12 protein-coding genes and 2 pseudogenes are annotated in these 15971 nt (G+C 69.5%); 11 read left to right on the top strand and 3 right to left on the bottom strand.

From position 1 onward, the window contains the following. Positions 1–83: 83 nt before the first annotated feature. Together BMG07_RS25085 and BMG07_RS25090 are read right to left on the bottom strand one after the other, a co-directional pair. Positions 84–767: an anti-sigma factor gene (locus BMG07_RS25085; RefSeq protein WP_198086816.1), complete on the bottom strand. Its 684-nt coding sequence runs from the start codon at positions 765–767 to the stop codon at positions 84–86. After that, positions 754–1332 carry a sigma-70 family RNA polymerase sigma factor gene (locus BMG07_RS25090; protein WP_198086817.1) on the bottom strand — a complete coding sequence of 193 codons (579 nt, stop codon included), beginning with the start codon at positions 1330–1332 and terminating at the stop codon, positions 754–756. Before BMG07_RS25090 ends, BMG07_RS25085 begins: the two co-directional genes overlap by 14 nt. A gap of 146 nt (positions 1333–1478) precedes the next feature. Here BMG07_RS25090 and BMG07_RS25095 point away from each other — a divergent pair, with 146 nt between their 5' ends. The 10 genes and pseudogenes from BMG07_RS25095 to BMG07_RS42755 all read left to right on the top strand — a co-directional run bounded on the left by BMG07_RS25095 (position 1479) and on the right by BMG07_RS42755 (position 14450). Next, positions 1479–2717, top strand: coding sequence for a plastocyanin/azurin family copper-binding protein (locus tag BMG07_RS25095; RefSeq protein WP_198086818.1), 1239 nt, complete (start codon positions 1479–1481; stop codon positions 2715–2717). 87 nt (positions 2718–2804) lie between these two features. Further along, entirely contained in the window at positions 2805–3815 is a 1011-nt protein-coding gene (locus tag BMG07_RS25100; RefSeq protein WP_198086819.1) for an aldo/keto reductase, read from the top strand. Positions 3816–4014: 199 nt separating this feature from the next. Then, a pseudogene (locus BMG07_RS25105) lies at positions 4015–5518 on the top strand (efflux transporter outer membrane subunit). Positions 5519–5522: 4 nt separating this feature from the next. After that, positions 5523–6761, top strand: coding sequence for an efflux RND transporter periplasmic adaptor subunit (locus BMG07_RS25110; RefSeq protein WP_198086820.1), 1239 nt, complete (start codon positions 5523–5525; stop codon positions 6759–6761). Continuing rightward, positions 6758–9930, top strand: a pseudogene (locus BMG07_RS25115) (efflux RND transporter permease subunit). The gene BMG07_RS25110 and the pseudogene BMG07_RS25115 overlap by 4 nt, the downstream one beginning before the upstream one ends. A 43-nt stretch (positions 9931–9973) precedes the next feature. Then, the gene (locus BMG07_RS25120) at positions 9974–10669 is read left to right on the top strand and encodes a heavy metal response regulator transcription factor (RefSeq protein ID WP_198086821.1); all 696 of its coding nucleotides are present in this window, start codon (positions 9974–9976) and stop codon (positions 10667–10669) included. After that, positions 10666–12048: a heavy metal sensor histidine kinase gene (locus BMG07_RS25125; protein ID WP_198086822.1), complete on the top strand. Its 1383-nt coding sequence runs from the start codon at positions 10666–10668 to the stop codon at positions 12046–12048. The genes BMG07_RS25120 and BMG07_RS25125 overlap by 4 nt, the downstream gene beginning before the upstream one ends. Before the next feature lie 129 nt (positions 12049–12177). Beyond that, on the top strand, positions 12178–13116 hold the full coding sequence (locus BMG07_RS25130) for a DedA family protein/thiosulfate sulfurtransferase GlpE (RefSeq protein WP_198086823.1): 939 nt from the start codon (positions 12178–12180) through the stop codon (positions 13114–13116). A gap of 105 nt (positions 13117–13221) precedes the next feature. Then, positions 13222–13920, top strand: coding sequence for an MFS transporter (locus BMG07_RS42750; RefSeq protein ID WP_307867066.1), 699 nt, complete (start codon positions 13222–13224; stop codon positions 13918–13920). After that, on the top strand, positions 13851–14450 hold the full coding sequence (locus tag BMG07_RS42755; RefSeq protein ID WP_269759368.1) for an MFS transporter: 600 nt from the start codon (positions 13851–13853) through the stop codon (positions 14448–14450). Before BMG07_RS42750 ends, BMG07_RS42755 begins: the two co-directional genes overlap by 70 nt. 13 nt (positions 14451–14463) lie before the next feature. On the opposite strand, the gene BMG07_RS25140 is transcribed toward BMG07_RS42755, so the two are convergent. Further along, entirely contained in the window at positions 14464–14928 is a 465-nt protein-coding gene (locus BMG07_RS25140) for a hypothetical protein (RefSeq protein ID WP_198086824.1), read from the bottom strand. A 157-nt stretch (positions 14929–15085) separates the two neighbouring features. Here BMG07_RS25140 and BMG07_RS25145 point away from each other — a divergent pair, with 157 nt between their 5' ends. Then, complete coding sequence (locus BMG07_RS25145; RefSeq protein WP_198086825.1) at positions 15086–15967, top strand: DUF4272 domain-containing protein; 882 nt, start codon at positions 15086–15088, stop codon at positions 15965–15967. Positions 15968–15971: the final 4 nt, after the last annotated feature.

A 15971-nucleotide genomic window follows, 5' to 3' on the forward strand; every position in this document is an offset into this window, starting at 1 on the left:
ATCTTCGGCTGGGCGATTGCCAGCGCGCGCGCCGACGCGCAGCAGCCGCCCGCCGCCGTCGCCTGCTGACCGGCGACGATCGATCAGGGCGTGCGCGGCGCGCTGCGCTCCCGCAGCAGCGCCGCAAAGGTCTGCAGCTCGGCGGCATTCAGGTCGGACACCGCCCACGCCTGCATGCCGCCCTGGGTCCAGCGCACCAGCTGGTAGCCCTGCCGCGTGGAAAGCACCGGGGCCTGCGCCCCGGCATCCGACGCCGGCCATACGAACAGATTGATCACATGCGGCCCCGAGCGGTAGACCAGCGCCGCCACGGTGCGCCCGTCCAGGTAGTCGAGCCGCCCGCCCGTCAGCGGAAAGCCCTCCGCGGCGAGGTCGACCACGGGCGGCGAAAAGTCGAGCTTGCCGGCGAACCACGGCTTCACCGTGTGCTGGTCGGACGAGGCCACGTCGGCCAGGTGCGAGGCCATCAGCGAGCGCACGTGGTTCGCGGTGACACCTTCGGCGAGCACGTCCAGTGGCGGCACCGGCGGGGCCAGCAGCACCAGCGCCAGGCCCCAGGCGGTCGCCGCGCCCGTGCCGAACCAGGCCAGCGCCTGCCAGATGCCGCGCGGGCTCCGACCGGGCCGAACCGGCTGAACTGACGCAGGCACGGCAACCGCCTCGGCCCGCACGGCCCGCCCGATGCGCCCGGCCAACCCCTCGGGCGGCGCATGCCGCGCCGCGTGGCGCCGGACCAGCATTCCCAGTTCGTCGTCAGACATGGCCATGGTGTGTCGTCCTTTCTCCCGCGTCGCCGGGACGTTCGTCGCGCAGGCTCTCGCGCAGCATCGCCCGCGCGCGCGACAGCCGCGACATGACGGTGCCCAGCGGCACGCCCGCGATGCGCGCGATGTCTTCGTAGCGCATCTCTTCCAGCTCGCGCAGCACGATCACCTCGCGGTACACCGGCGGCAGCGCGTCGATGGCGGCGTTGACGCGCTCGCCCTGCACGCGCTGCTCCCACTGCCGCGCCGGGTCGCCGGCATCGGCCGACACCGGGGCCGAGGCGGCTTCGCTGTCGCGCAGCTCGTCGAACTCGACCTGGTCGGCCAACTGCCGGTTCTGCCGCATCCAGTCATAGCAGGCGTTGCGCACGATGCCCAGCAGCCACGGCCGCGCGCTCTCGCCGCGCAGCCCCTCGAAGAACCGGAACGCGCGCAGGTACGCCTCCTGCACCGCGTCGTCGGCCAACTGGTCGTCGCGCAGCAGCCAGCGCGCAAGGTTCCATGCCGCATCGAGGTGCGGCAGCGCGGCGGCTTCGAACTGGCGTGTGCGGTCGGTCGACAGGCTCAAGGGGCTCCTTCTTCCTGCATGACGGGGCGGCCCGGCGCTTTATTCCATCTTTTTTGCAACCCCTGTGGAATAAGCAGGGCATGCCATGCGTCATGCCCTCTGCGGATTCTGCTTGCTTCAGCTTTTTTCCTCAGGAGGTTTTCACCATGATCGCGATACCCGGCTTTGCGCGCATCTTCGTCGTTCTCGCCGCGCTGGCGGCCTCGGCCGGCCCCGCGCTCGCCGCCGGCCCCAAGGCCTATGTCGGCAATTTCAAGGACAGCACGGTCAGCGTGATCGACACCGGCTCCGAAAAGGTCGTCGCCACGCTGCCGGTGGCGGCGGGGCCCGACGGCATCCTCATCGCGCCCGACGGCCGCAGCGTGTTCGTGAGCGGCTCCGGCGCGGCGGCCGTGAGCGAGATCGACACTGCGACCGACCGCGTGACGCGCGGCATCGATGTCGGCAAGGGCCCGCAGGGCCTGGCGATGACGGCGGACGGCAAGTGGCTGCTGGTGGCCGTCAACGGCGACGACCGCGTGGCCTTCGTCGATACCTCGGCGCATGGCGTGAGCGCGACCGTGCCGGTGCCCAAGCCGCACACCATCGCCATCCGGCCCGACGGCAAGCAGGCGTATGTGGCCTCGCAGGAACCGGGGCACTTCGCGTTGGTCGTGATCGACATGGCGACCCGTGCGGTGGTCACGCAGATCCCGCTGGACAAGCCGCCGCGCGACCTGGAGTTCGACCATGACGGCAAGACGCTGTACCTCACGCTGGCCGGCGTGTCCGCGGTGCAGGTGCTCGACGCGGCCACCAACCAGTGGGGCGCGCCGGTTCCCACGGGCGTGTCGCCGCACATCGCGCAGCATTTCGCGGGCATGGCCAGCGGCGTGGTGGTGGTGCAGGGGCCGGGCGAGGTGATGCTGTTCGACCCCGCCGCGCGCACGGCGGTGCGCAGCATTCCGGTGGGCAAGCAGCCGCACTGGCTCGACCTGTCGGCCGACGGCCGCAAGCTGTGGGTCAGCAACGAAGGCTCGAACGACGTCAGCGTGGTCGACCTGGCCGGCGGGCCGACGCACACGGTGGCGGTGGGCAATGCGCCGCGCAAGGTGGCGGTGCAGCGCACGGCGCAACCCGCGCACGCTGCCGGCTCCGCGCACGTGACCATCCGCAACTTCGCCTTCGAGCCGGCGCAGATCACCGTCAAGGCCGGCCAGACCGTCACATGGCGCAACGACGACGGCGCGCCGCACGGCGTGGCCTTCAAGGATGGCACGACCGGCATCGACCTGCTGCTGCCCGGCAAGACTTTCGCCCAGACCTTCGACAAGCCCGGCGTGCACGACTACGTCTGCTCCGTGCACGCCTACATGACGGCGCGCGTGACGGTCATTGCACCCTGACCTGCGCGTTCGCGGCGCCTTGCCTATGATGGTTCCGCGGGCCGCGCGTGTGTGCGCGGCCCTTTCGCTTCACAGGAGCCAACCCCCATGAGCATTCCCACCACGCGGCTCGGCCGCACCGGCCTGACCGTGTCCCGCCTCGCGCTGGGCACCATGACCTTCGGCCTGCAGACCGACGAGACCGTGTCGCACCAGATCCTGGACAAGGCGGCCGACGGCGGCATCAACTTTCTCGACACCGCCGACGTGTACCCGCTCGGCGGCACGGTCGAGACCACCGGCCGCACCGAGGAAATCATCGGCCGCTGGCTGCAGAAGCAGGGCCCCACGGGGCGTCGCCGTTTCGTCGTCGCCACCAAGGCGGTCGGCAAGGTCGGCCCCAACAGCTGGGACCAGGGCGCGTCGCGCAAGCACCTGCTGGACGCCATCGACGCCTCGCTCAAGCGGCTGCAGACCGACCACGTCGACCTGTACCAGCTGCACAGCGACGACCGCGAGACGCCGCTCGAAGAAAGCCTGGAGGCGCTCGACGTCATCGTGAAGTCGGGCCGCGCGCGCTACATCGGCGTGTCGAACTTCCTGGCCTACCGGCTGGCGCGCGCGCTCGGCAAGGCCGAGCTGCACAAGCTCACGCGCTACGTGTCGGTGCAGCCGCGCTACAGCCTGCTGTTCCGCGAGATCGAGCGCGAGCTGCTGCCGCTGGCGGGCGAAGAGGGCCTGGGCGTGATTCCCTACAACCCGTTGGCCGGCGGCCTCTTGACCGGCAAGTACAAGGCCGGCGCCAAGCCCGAGGACAACACGCGCTTCACGCTCGGCACCGCGGGCAACATGTACCAGGACCGCTACTGGAACGAGCGCAGCTTCAACACCGTGACACAGCTGCACAAGCTGGCGGACGAGGCCGGCGTGCCGCTGGCCACGCTGGCCGTGGCGTGGGTGATGGCGAACCCGCTGATCACCGCGCCGCTGCTCGGTGCCAGCCGGCCCGACCAGCTCGACGCGACGCTGGCGGCGGCCGAGTACAAGCTCGACCCGGCGCTCAAGCAGAAGCTCGACGAGCTGACCGCCGAGTACCGCAAGGGCGACGCTCCGCGCTGAGTTCGGGGGTATTGCTCCTTCCCCTTCCGGGGAAGGCCGGGATGGGGGCTGCACCCGCATTCACGCCAGCGTTTCGTTCGACGCCGCCCGTGCCCCCACCCCAGCCCTCCCCGAAGGGGAGGGAGAAAAACCGAAACTGTCAGAACTGTCAGTTAGTCGACAGCGAGGGGTTTGAGGGGGGCTCCTAGAGTGCCTCATCATGGTTCTCCTCGACGCACCTCCTCTGTCCCGCGCGGCCCTCGCGCTTGCCGCGTTGCTCCTCGCTGGCTGCGCCGTCGGCCCCGACTACGTCCGCCCGCAAATGGAAGTGCCGGCGGCCTTCAAGGAAACCGGCGGTCCCTGGAAGACCGCCGCCCCGCAAACGATCGACGCCGACCACCCCTGGTGGGACGCCTACGGCGACAGCACCCTCGGCGCACTGATCGTGCAGGCCAACGCGGCCAACCAGAACATCCGCGTCGCCGAAGCCCAGTACCGGCAGGCGCAGGCCATCACCGCCGCGGCGCGGGCCAACTTCTTTCCGACCGTCGGGCTCACGCCGGTGCCACCCGGGCGCAGACCAACAGCACCGGCGTCGTCAAGCTCGGCACCAACGACACCCTGGGCCTTGCCGCGAGCTGGGAGCCGACCTGTGGGGCGCGGTGCGCCGCTCGGTCGAGGCCGGCAACGCGAGTGCGCAGGCCAGCGCCGACGACCTGGCCGGCGCGCGCCTGAGCATCCAGACCACGCTCGCGCAAGACTACTTGCAGATCCGCGTCATCGACCTGCAACGCGACCTCTACGCCAGCACCACCGCCGCCTATGCCAAGGCGCTCGAACTCACGCAGCACCAGTACGCCGCCGGCACCGTGCTGCGCTCCGACGTGGCGCTGGCCGAGAGCCAACTGAAGACCGCGCAGGCGCAGGCGGTCGACCTCGAGGCGCAGCGCGCCCAGCTCGAGCACGCCATCGCGGTGCTGACGGGGCAGGCGCCGTCGACGTTCTCGCTGCCGGCGTTCGAAGCGTCGGGCCAGCCGCAGACGCCTGAATCGCTGTCGTCGGCCTCGGCGCTGCATGTGCGGCTCCCGGTCTCGCCCGCCGGCCTGCCGTCGGAGCTGCTCGAGCGCCGCCCCGACATCGCCGGCGCCGAGCGCCGCGTGCAGGCCGCCAACGCCAACATCGGCGTGGCCAAGGCCGCGTACTTTCCGCAGATCGTGCTGAGCGCCAGCGGCGGCTTCAGCGCGGCCAGCCTGGCCACGCTGTTCAACACGCCCAGCCGCGTGTGGTCGCTCGGCGCCGCGCTGGCGCAGACCGTGTTCGACGGCGGCCTGCGCAAGGCCCACACCGACCAGGCCGTGGCCGTGTACGACGCCTCGGTCGCGCAATACAAGCAGACCGTGCTCGGCGGCTTCCAGCAGGTGGAAGACAACCTCGCCACCCTGCGCGTGCTCGACAACGAATCGACCTTGCAGGCCGACGCCGTGCGCGCCGCGCAACTGGCCGAGCGGCTGGCCCTGAGCCAGTACCGCGCCGGCACCGCCACCTACCTGAGCGTGGTGACGGCGCAGACGCTGTCGCTCACCAACCAGCGCACCGCCGCGCAGGTGCTGGGCCGCCAGCTGGCCGCCAGCGTGTCGCTGATCGCGGCCACGGGCGGCGGCTGGAACGCCGCCGACCCCACCGCCAGCGTCACCGCCAGCGCCGACAAGACTTCCGGAAATTGATGCCATGACGACGACCACCGCCACCACGCCCCCGCCGTATTCGCTGTTCCAGCGCCGCTCCACCTGGCTCGCCACCGCCACGCTCGTGGTCGTGCTGGGCGGCGGCGCCTGGGCGCTCACCCACCATGCCGCGAACGCCGCCAAGCCCGAAGCCCCGAAGACGCCGCCGGTGCAGGTGACGACCGCGCGCGTCAAGCAGCAGGAGGTGCAGGTCTACCGCTCGGGCATCGGCACCGTCGCCTCGATGGCCACGGTCACCGTCAAGGCCCGCATCGACGGCCAGCTCGACAAGGTCGGCTTCGTCGAAGGGCAGGACGTGAAGGCCGGCCAGTTGCTCGCGCAGCTCGACCCGCGCACGCTGCAGGCGCAGCTCGCGCAGGCGCAGGCCACCAAGGCCAAGGACCAGGCCACGCTCGCGAATGCGCGTGCCGACCTCAAGCGCTACACCACGCTGCTGGGCCAGGACGCGGCCACGCAGCAGCAGGTCGACACGCAGAAGGCCCTCGTCAACCAGCTCGAAGCCTCGGTGCAGAACGACGCCGCGCAGGTGCAATACGCCGAGGTGCAACTGAGCTTCACGCGCATCTCGTCGCCGATGAACGGCCGCGTCGGCGCGCGGCTGGTGGACCCCGGCAACATCGTGCACGCGGCCGACACCAACGGGCTGGTCGTCATCAACCAGATCGACCCCATTGCCGTGCAGTTCACGCTGCCCGAGGACGCGGTGCAGGACATCAACCGCGTGCAGCAGCAAAGCGCGCAGCCGCTCGCGGTGGTGGCCTATGACCGCGCGGGCACGCAGATGCTCGGCACCGGCAAGCTCATCCTGCTGAACAACCAGATCGACACCACCAGCGGCACGGTGCAGCTCAAGGGCAGCTTCGCCAACCCGCAGCACACGCTGTGGCCCGGCCAGTACGTCAACGTGCGGCTGCAGCTCGAGCGCCGGCCCAACTCGCTGACCGTGCCCGCCGCCGCCGTGCAGCGCGGGCAGGATAACACCTACGTCTGGGTGATCGACGCCGAGAACAAGGCCAGCAACGTGCCGGTGCACGTGGTGCAGATCGCCGACGGCACGGCCGTGATCGACCAGGGCCTTGCCGCCGATCAGCGCGTGGTGGTCGACGGCCAGTACAAGCTCAAGCCCGGCGTGACCATCGTCGAGCCGCCGCCCGCGCAGCAGAAAGAAAAAGGCACGGCCGGCACCGACGGCAAGAAGCCCGCCAGCGGGAGCAGCAATTGAGCATTTCCGCCGCCTTCATCAAGCGCCCCATCGGCACCACGCTGCTGGCGCTGGCCATTCTGCTGGTCGGCGCGGCGGTGTTTCCGCTGCTGCCGGTGGCGCCGCTGCCGCAGGTCGACTTTCCGACCATCCAGGTGTCGGCCAACCTGCCGGGCGCCAGTCCGGAGACCATGGCCTCCAACGTGGCGCAGCCGCTGGAGCGGCAGTTCTCGCTGATCGCGGGGCTGTCGCAGATGACCTCGACCAGCGGCCTGGGCTCCACGCAGATCACGCTGCAGTTCGACCTGGACCGCAGCATCGACGCCGCCGCGCTCGACGTGCAGGCGGCCATCAACGCATCGACCGGCCAGTTGCCCGCCAACCTGCCGAGCCCGCCCACCTTTCGCAAGGTGAACCCGGCCGACGCGCCCATCCTCATCCTGTCGGTGCAGTCCAGGACGCTGCCGCTGACCGAGGTGAACGACTACGCCGACAACATCCTTGCGCAGCAGATCTCGCAGATCTCCGGCGTGGGCCTGGTCAACATCGGCGGCGTGCAGAAGCCGGCCGTGCGCATCCAGGTCGACCCGGCCAAGCTCGCGGCGCTGGGCCTGAGCCTGGAAGACGTGCGCACCGTGCTGGCGTCGACCACCGTCAACGCGCCCAAGGGCACGATCGACGGGGCGAACCAGAGCTTCACCGTCTACACCAACGACCAGCTGCTGAAGGCGCAGCCCTGGAACGACGTGGTGCTGGCCTACCGCAACGGCGCCCCGATTCGCGTGCGCGACCTGGGCGTGGCGGTCGACGGCCCCGAGAACGCCAAGATCGCCGGCTGGGCCTACGCCGGCGCCGCCGCGCCCGAGGGCAGCACCGTGCAGAACGGCCGCTCCATCGTGCTGGCCATCACCAAGCAGCCGGGCGCCAACGTCATCGAGACGGTCGACCGCATCAACGCCGCGCTGCCGCGCCTGAAGGCGTCGATTCCGCCGACGGTGGACGTCAACGCCATCATCGACCGCACGCAGACCATCCGCGCCTCGGTGAAGGACGTGGAGTTCACGCTGCTGCTGACCATCGCGCTGGTGGTGGCGGTGATCTTCGTGTTCCTGCGCAACGTGCCCGCCACGCTCATTCCCAGCGTGACCGTGCCGCTCGCGCTGCTGGGCACGGTGGCCGTGATGTACCTGCTGGGCTACAGCCTGGACAACCTCTCGCTCATGGCGCTGACCATCGCGGTGGGCTTCGTGGTGGACGACGCCATCGTGATGCTGGAGAACATCTACCGCTACGTCGAAGAGGGCATGTCGGCGGTGGAGGCCGCCTACAAGGGGGCCAGCGAAATCGGCTTCACCATCATCTCGATCTCGGTGTCGCTGGTGGCGGTGTTCATTCCGCTGCTGCTGATGGGCGGCATCGTGGGCCGGCTGTTCCGCGAGTTCGCGGTGACGGTCACGCTGACCATCGTGGTGTCGGTGATCATCTCGCTCACGCTGACGCCCATGCTGTGCTCGCGCTTCCTGAAGAACGAGCACGGGCGCCAGCACGGGCGGCTCTACCAGCTGTTCGAGCGCGGCTTCGACGCCATGCTGAGCGGCTACAAGCGCGGGCTGCACGTGGTTCTCGACCACCAGTTCACCACGCTCATCGTCTTCATCGCCACGGTGGCGGCCACGGGCGTGCTGTTCGCGGTGATTCCCAAGGGCTTCTTCCCGCAACAGGACACGGGCTTCATCTCGGGCTTTGCCGAGTCGGCGCAGGACGCGTCCTTCGCGTCGATGACGCCCGCATGATCGAGCTGGCCGACGTGGTGCGCAAGGACCCCGACGTGACCGGCTTCGGCATGAACGGCAGCTCGTCCACCTACAACACCGGCAACTTCTACATCAGCCTGAAGCCCAAGGACGAAGGCCGCACGGCCTCCGCCGACGAGATCATCACGCGGCTGCGGCCGCAGCTGGCCAAGGTGCAGGGCGTGAACCTGTTCCTGCAGGCCGGGCAGGACATCCGCGTGGGCGGGCGTGCCTCGCGCACCCAGTACCAGTACACGGTGACCGACGCCAACCTGGACGAGCTCAACACCTGGGCGCCGAAGCTGCTCGCGCGCTTCAAGCAGCTGCCGGAGCTGACCGACCTGGCCACCGACCAGCAGAACGCCGCGGCCTCGGCCGTGCTGACCATCGACCGCGATCGCGCGTCGAGCTTCGGCATCTCGCCGGCCACCATCGACGCCACGCTGTACGACGCCATCGGCCAGCGCCAGGTGGCGCAGTACTTCACGCAGCTCAACAGCTACCACGTGGTGCTGGAGGTAACGCCCGCCATGCAGCAGGACCCGGCGCTGTTCAGCAAGCTGTACCTGACGTCGCCGCTCAACGGCCAGCAGGTGCCGTTGTCCAGCTTCGTGAAGGTGGACACCAGCAAGACCGCCTACCTGTCGATCAGCCACCAGGGGCAGTTCCCGGCCGTGACCATTTCGTTCAACCTCGCGCCCGGCACGGCGCTGGGCGACGCGGTGAACGCCATCAACAAGGCGCAGGCCGACATGGGGCTGCCGCAGTCGCTGACGGGTTCGTTCCAGGGCACGGCGCAGGCGTTTCAAGACTCGCTGGCCTCGCAGCCCTACCTGATTGCCGCGGCGCTGGTGGCGGTGTACATCGTGCTGGGCCTGCTGTATGAGAGCTACATCCACCCGCTCACGATTCTGTCGACGCTGCCCTCGGCCGGCGTGGGGGCGCTGCTGATCCTGATGGCGGGGGGCTACGACCTGAGCGTGATCGCGCTGATCGGCATCATCTTGCTGATCGGCATCGTGAAGAAGAACGGCATCATGATGATCGACTTCGCGCTCAAGGCCGAGCGCGAGCAGGGCATGACGCCGCACGACGCCATCTACCAGGCCTGCCTGCTGCGCTTTCGCCCGATCATGATGACCACCATGTGCGCGCTGCTCTCGGGCCTGCCGCTGATGCTGGGCCACGGCTCGGGTTCCGAGCTGCGCCGGCCGCTGGGCTATGCCATGGTCGGCGGGCTGATACTCTCGCAGGCGCTCACCCTGTTCACGACCCCGGTGGTGTACCTGTACCTCGACCGCGGCCACTACTGGTACCTGCGCCGCAAGGAAGCGCGCAAGGCCCGCAAGGCCGCCAGGGAAGGCAAGGCGCCGGTGCCCGCCGAGGTGCATGGATGACGAGCGCCGGTTGATACAGCACAAGCGCAGCAATGCCAATGCCATGAAGATCCTGATTGTCGAAGACGAACTGAGAACCGCCGACTACCTCTCCAAGGGGCTGACGGAGCAGGGCTGCGCGGTCGACATGGCGCACAACGGCATCGACGGCCAGCACCTGGCGCTCACGCACGACTACGACGTGATCGTGCTCGACGTGATGCTGCCGGGGCAGGACGGCTTCGCGGTGTTGCGCGAGCTGCGCGCCGTGAAGCAGACGCCGGTCATCATGCTCACCGCGCGCGACCGGGTCGAAGACCGCATCAAGGGCCTGCACGAGGGCGCCGACGACTACCTGATCAAGCCCTTCTCGTTCCTGGAGCTGCTGGCGCGGCTGCAGGCGCTGAACCGGCGCGGCCGCAAGCAGGAGCCGATGCAGCTGCGCATTGCCGACCTGCAGATCGACCTGCTGGCGCGCAAGGCTTTCCGGGGCAGCACCCGCATCGACCTCACGGCCAAGGAATTCGCGCTGCTGGCCGTGCTGGCGCGGCGCCAGGGCGAGATCCTGTCGAAGACGGCCATTGCCGAGCTGGTGTGGGACATGAACTTCGACAGCAACACCAACGTGGTCGAGGTCGCCATCAAGCGGCTGCGCGACAAGATCGACGTGCCCTTCGCGCCGAAGCTGCTGCATACCATCCGCGGCATGGGCTATGTGATGGAGCTGCGCGACATGCAGGGCGAGGGCCAGGGCCTGTGAGGCGCTCGATCACCGCGCGGCTGGTGCTCATGTTCGCGGCCGTGGCGCTCGCCACCTTCGCGCTGGCCGGCTTCGTGCTGCACAACGTGCTGGCGCGCGAGCTGGAGCGGCACCAGTACGAAGAGCTCGACACCACCCTCAAGAGCCTGCAGTTCTGGATCCACGCCATCGGCAGCCCCGAGCGCTGGGCCCGTGTGCAGGCGCGCATGGACACCCTCACGCCGGAAGACGGCAGCGTGCGCTTCTGGGTGCTCAGCGACGATCCGCGCTTCCAGTACGGCAAGGGCCTCGCCGAGATCGACGGCCTCACGCGGGAGGCCAACGGCCACACCAGCGCCATCGTCCTGCCGGGACAGGAGAAGCCGTTTCGCACGCTGTCCGTGCACATCGACGCCTTCGAACAGCGGCCGGCCGTGCGCCTGATCGTCGGGCGCAATACCGAGCCCTATGCGCGCACGCGGCAAGCCTTTCTCACCGCGCTGGTCGCGCTCGGGTCGGGGGCGATGCTGGTGGTGGCATTCATGGGCTACTGGATCGCGCGCGTGGGGCTGCGGCCGCTGGAACGGCTGTCGGCCGAGGCGCAGGCATTGCGGCCCAAGACGCTGTCGCACCGGCTGCGCTCCGAGCCCTTGCCGGTCGAGCTGTCGGCGCTGGCCGAAGCCTTCAACGGCGCGCTGCACCGGCTCGAGGAGGCCTACGGCCAGCTCGAGTCCTTCAACGCCGACGTGGCGCACGAGCTGCGCACGCCGCTGGCCAACCTCATCGGCAGCACGCAGGTGGCGCTGTCGCGCCAGCGCAGCGCGGGCGAGTTCCAGGAGGTGCTGCAGGCCAACCTCGAAGACCTGGAGCGGCTGCGCTCCATCATCAACGACATGCTGTTCCTGGCGCGCGCCGACCGGGGCGAAGTGGCCACCGGGCTGGTGCTCACGCCGGTGGCGCAGGAGGTGCGCAAGACCATCGAGTTCTTCGAGTTCGTGCTCGACGAGACCCGTGCCCATGTCGCCATCGAGGGCGAGGTGCGCACCGAGGCCCGGCTCGAGAGCGCGCTGTTCCGCCGCGCCATGTCGAACCTGCTGCAGAACGCCATCGAGCATTCGAAACCGGGCGCGTGCATCACGGTCACGCTGCGCGAAGAGGCCGCCGACACCTGGATCACCGTGTCGAACCCCGGCGCGCCCATCGACGACCAGCACCTGCAGCACCTGTTCGACCGCTTCTACCGCGTCGACGCCGCGCGCAACGACCGGGGCGAGCACCACGGCCACGGCCTGGGGCTGGCCATCGTGAAGGCGGTGGCCAGCATGCACGGCGGACAGGTGTGCGCGTCGAGCGCCGAGGGCGTGAATACCTTCGGCTTCAGCGTGTCGCGCGCCGCCTGAAAAAGCCGGCGACAGCCGCCCGCCAATGGCCCGGGCCCGGTACGTTCTTGGGCCATGCCGGAGAATCGCGGTTGGCATGAACCCCTCCCACCTCCGGCGATCCGTCGCCACCCTTTCCCGAAAGTCCGCATGGCGCAGCTGATGTCGCTGCTGGTGCAGAACGCGATCCTGGTGGTGTTTGCCGCCAGCTTTGCCGCGCGCCTGGGCTTGCCGGTGCCGGCGGCCGCGGTGCTGGTGCTCACGGGCGCGCTGCTGGCGGCGGGCGATGTCTCGGTGGTCGGCGTGGTGCTGGCCGCCGTCGCCGCCAACCTGCTGGGCGACGGGGCGTGGTTCTATGCGGGGCGGCGCTTCGGCTACCGCTTCATGCGCCTGCTGTGCCGCATCTCGCTGTCGCCCGACACCTGCGTGCGGCGCGGCGAGTCGCTCATCACCGACTGGGGCGGCCTGTCGCTGGTGGCCGCCAAGTTCGTGCCGGGCGTGTCGGTGGTGGCGCCGCCGATGGCGGGGGCGCTGGGCATGTCGGTGCGGCGCTTCATCGGCTTCGACGTGGGCGCCGCGCTGGTCTGGACCGGGCTGTTCCTCGGGCTGGGCTGGGTGTTCCGCAACCAGATCCAGGAAGTGCTGGCCGTCATGGCGCAGGCCGGCGGCATTGCAACGGCCGCGCTGGCGGTGCTGCTGGTCGTGATCCTCGTGGTGCGCTACTGGCGCCGCCGCGCCTTCATGCGGCTCACGGGCATGCCGCGCATCTCGGTCGACGAGCTGCACGAGCTGCTGAGCGGCGAAGAGCCGCCGCTGGTCATCGACGTGCGCGGCAAGGCCGGCGTGCAGGTCGATCCGCGCCGCATTCCGGGAGCGCAGTCGTACACGCTCAAGGCGCTGCAGCAGCGCGGGCTCGACCTGTCGCACGCCACCGGCCGCGACGTGGTGCTGTATTGCAACTGCCCCAACGAGGTGTCGGCCGCGCAGGCTGCGCGCGTGCTGCTCGCAAGGGGCGCGCGCCGGGCGCTGCCGCTGACCGGCGGGCTCGACGCCTGGGTGGCCTCGGGCCGGCCGACCAGCGTGGATTGAAGCTGGGGTTGCCACGGCGGCCGCCTGCAGAAATCGGCTCCGCGTGCTATGGTCCCCCGGCTTCGGGTTAACCCCAGTGGTTGCCCTCTCGAACCGGGATTCCTCGTGTCTTCTTCCGCCTCCTCCGCTTCTTCCAATGCGCCCCACGCGCCGGCCGGCCTCACGCCCGCGCTGACGCTCGTCTTCGCCGTGGCCTGCGGCCTGTGCGTGGCCAACATCTACTACGCCCAGCCGCTGATCGGCCCCATCTCCGACACGCTGCAGCTGCACGCCGGGTTGGCCGGGCTGATCATGACGCTCACGCAACTGGGCTACGGCGCCGGCCTGCTGCTGCTGGTGCCGCTGGCCGACGTGGTCGAGAACCGGCGGCTCATCCTCGGCGCGCTCGTGGGCGCGGTGATCGGGCTGGTGGGCATTGCACTGTCGGATTCGGCCGTCACCTTCCTGGCGGCTTCGTTCGTGGTGGGCGCGTGCGCCGTCGCCGCGCAGGTGCTGCTGCCCTTTGCCTCGCACCTGGCGCCCGAGGCCACGCGCGGCAAGGTGGTCGGCAACATCATGGCCGGCTTGCTGGGCGGCATCATGCTGGCGCGGCCCTTTGCGAGCGTGGTGGCGTCGGCGCTGGGCTGGCGCGCCGTGTTCTGGGTGTCGGCCGTGCTGATGGCCGTCCTCATCGCCGTGCTGTGGCGCGCGCTGCCGCAGCGCAGGCGCATGCGTCGGTGGGCTATGCGCGCACCATGGCGTCGCTGCCCGGCATCGTGTGGAACACGCCGCTGCTGCGCCGGCGCGGCTTCTACCAGGGGATGATGTTCTCGGGCTTCCAGGCCTTCTGGACGGCGGTGCCGCTGGCGCTGGCGCACGAGTTCGGCATGGGGCAGGGCGGCATCGCACTGTTCGCCCTGGCCGGCGCGGCGGGTGCGCTGCTCGCGCCGGTGGCGGGGCGGCTGGCCGACCGGGGGCTGACCCGCCCGGCCACGGGCATTGCCATTGCGGTGGCGCTGCTGTCGTTCGTGCTGGGCGCGGTGTCCATGCACTTCCATTCGCTGGCAGGGCTGGTGGCGGCGGGCATCCTGCTCGACGGCGCGGTGCAGCTGTGCCAGGTGCTGAACTTCCGCAGCCTCTTCATGCTGGCGCCCGAATTGCGCGGGCGGCTCAACGGGCTGTTCATGACCTTCATCTTCATCTGCGCGGCAGTGGCCTCGGGCATCGCGGCGGCGGTGTATGCCTTCCACGGGTGGACCGGGCTGTGCCTGCTGGGCGGCGGGTACGTGTTGCTGGCGCTGCTGTATTACGCGACGGAGTTTCGGCGGGCTTCGGTGGCTGCAGTGGCTGCGTGAGGCGGCGGCCCGGTCACTCCAGACGCGTCATCGGGCACGACAGGATCATTCGGTCGCCCAGGGGCGAGTTGCTCCAGTCGGGCAAGTCGCGCTTTCGGTAAGACTCCAGCGACTGGTAGCCGCGTATGTCCCAGCCGTAGCGGCTGACCTGTTGTGCCTCGACGACCTCGTAGAGGCATCGTCGGCTGCGCGCCTTGAGGCGGAATGCGATCCGGCCCTGATCGCTCGCAAGGCCTTCCCTGTCGAGCACTTCATAGCGTGCAGGCTTGCAGATGCTGAAGCTCGAATTCCATTCGATGGTCCGGGTGCGAACGAACAAGCCGCCTGAGCACGCCCGGCCTGTGCCGCTGAAGGCGCCCGTGAATGGTGCCTCGGCCATGGCGTGGCTTGTGGCTGCGAGTGCCAGCAAAGCCGCCACCTTCCATTTCTCGAAGCCGATTCGCGGCGCGGGCACCGGGTGTTGTGTTTCCTTGCCCATGTCGGCTTCTCCCTGTTCGGTGTGGTTGTGAAGCGTGTTGTAGGCCGATTCGGCTTCGCACACTGTCACCCAAAGTCACGCGCATGGCAGTTGTTCTCGAAACCCCGGGGCAACGTGTGCGGGGCTGGGCACCGGCCGCCGAAATACACTCCGCCCCATGAACATCCTTCGCCGATGGTGGGACCGACAGAACGAACGCGACGCCGTCAAGAAAGGCGTGCTCGCGCTCAGCGCGCTGTGCATTGCCGAGGTGAAGCGCACGCTTCCTGGCGCGACCCGCGTGCGCGCCCGCGCCGTCTGGTACGGCGACCAGAAAGAAGCGGCCATCGCGTGGACCGACGGCGACGGGCAGAAGCGGCGCTGGGGCATCTACCTGCTGTACTGGCAATGCCGCGAACGCCCGGCCGAGCGGGATGCGCTCATCGCGCGTTCGCTCGACCTCTTCCTGAACCCCGTCATCGACGTCGAAGGCGAAGAGAGCGAAGACGAAGAAGCACCTCCGCGCACCGCCGAACAGGTCGCGCAGCGCCTGCTCGCGCTCGCCGCCGTCGTGTGGCGCGCCAACGAGAGCGAAGACATCGCGCACAAGGGCATCGCCTGGGCGCGAACGCATGGCATCGACGCGTTCTTCTCCGAAGCGGAGAAGGCCTTCGTCGTCGACCAGCGTCCGCCGCAGCACGACATCATCCAGCTCGGTTGGCGCGCCGAGGCCATGCTGCCGATGATCTGGGCCCTGGGCGGCATCGACGCCTTGCCGCCGTCGGACGAACGCGCCGACATCTGGAAGCTCCCCTTGGTGCGGCACGCGCTGCAGTCCCCGGCCGACTTCATCGCCGGTGCCCGCCTGCGCCCGGCCGACGACGTGCGCGACGAGGAAATGCGCCTGTACGACGAGCACTGGCATGTGCGCGATGCCCAGTTGCGCCGTCAGCCCATGCCAGCGGGCCTCGATGCCGGCATCGTCATGGAGCGCCGCTACGCGCTCAGCTGGATGAGCGGTTACGGCAAGACCTGGGACCACGTGCCCACCGATACCTGACACA

Origin of the sequence: Variovorax sp. E3, assembly GCF_016082275.1 — a bacterium.
Taxonomy (GTDB): Bacteria; Pseudomonadota; Gammaproteobacteria; order Burkholderiales; family Burkholderiaceae_C; genus Variovorax.

Coding starts and splice junctions, on each gene's coding strand:
- BMG07_RS25085 (WP_198086816.1), bottom strand. CDS start 767: ATGGCCATGTCTGACGACGAACTGGGAATGCTGGTCCGGCGCCACGCG.
- BMG07_RS25095 (WP_198086818.1), top strand. CDS start 1,479: ATGATCGCGATACCCGGCTTTGCGCGCATCTTCGTCGTTCTCGCCGCG.
- BMG07_RS25100 (WP_198086819.1), top strand. CDS start 2,805: ATGAGCATTCCCACCACGCGGCTCGGCCGCACCGGCCTGACCGTGTCC.
- BMG07_RS25110 (WP_198086820.1), top strand. CDS start 5,523: ATGACGACGACCACCGCCACCACGCCCCCGCCGTATTCGCTGTTCCAG.
- BMG07_RS25120 (WP_198086821.1), top strand. CDS start 9,974: ATGAAGATCCTGATTGTCGAAGACGAACTGAGAACCGCCGACTACCTC.
- BMG07_RS25130 (WP_198086823.1), top strand. CDS start 12,178: ATGGCGCAGCTGATGTCGCTGCTGGTGCAGAACGCGATCCTGGTGGTG.
- BMG07_RS42755 (WP_269759368.1), top strand. CDS start 13,851: ATGGCGTCGCTGCCCGGCATCGTGTGGAACACGCCGCTGCTGCGCCGG.
- BMG07_RS25140 (WP_198086824.1), bottom strand. CDS start 14,928: ATGGGCAAGGAAACACAACACCCGGTGCCCGCGCCGCGAATCGGCTTC.
- BMG07_RS25145 (WP_198086825.1), top strand. CDS start 15,086: ATGAACATCCTTCGCCGATGGTGGGACCGACAGAACGAACGCGACGCC.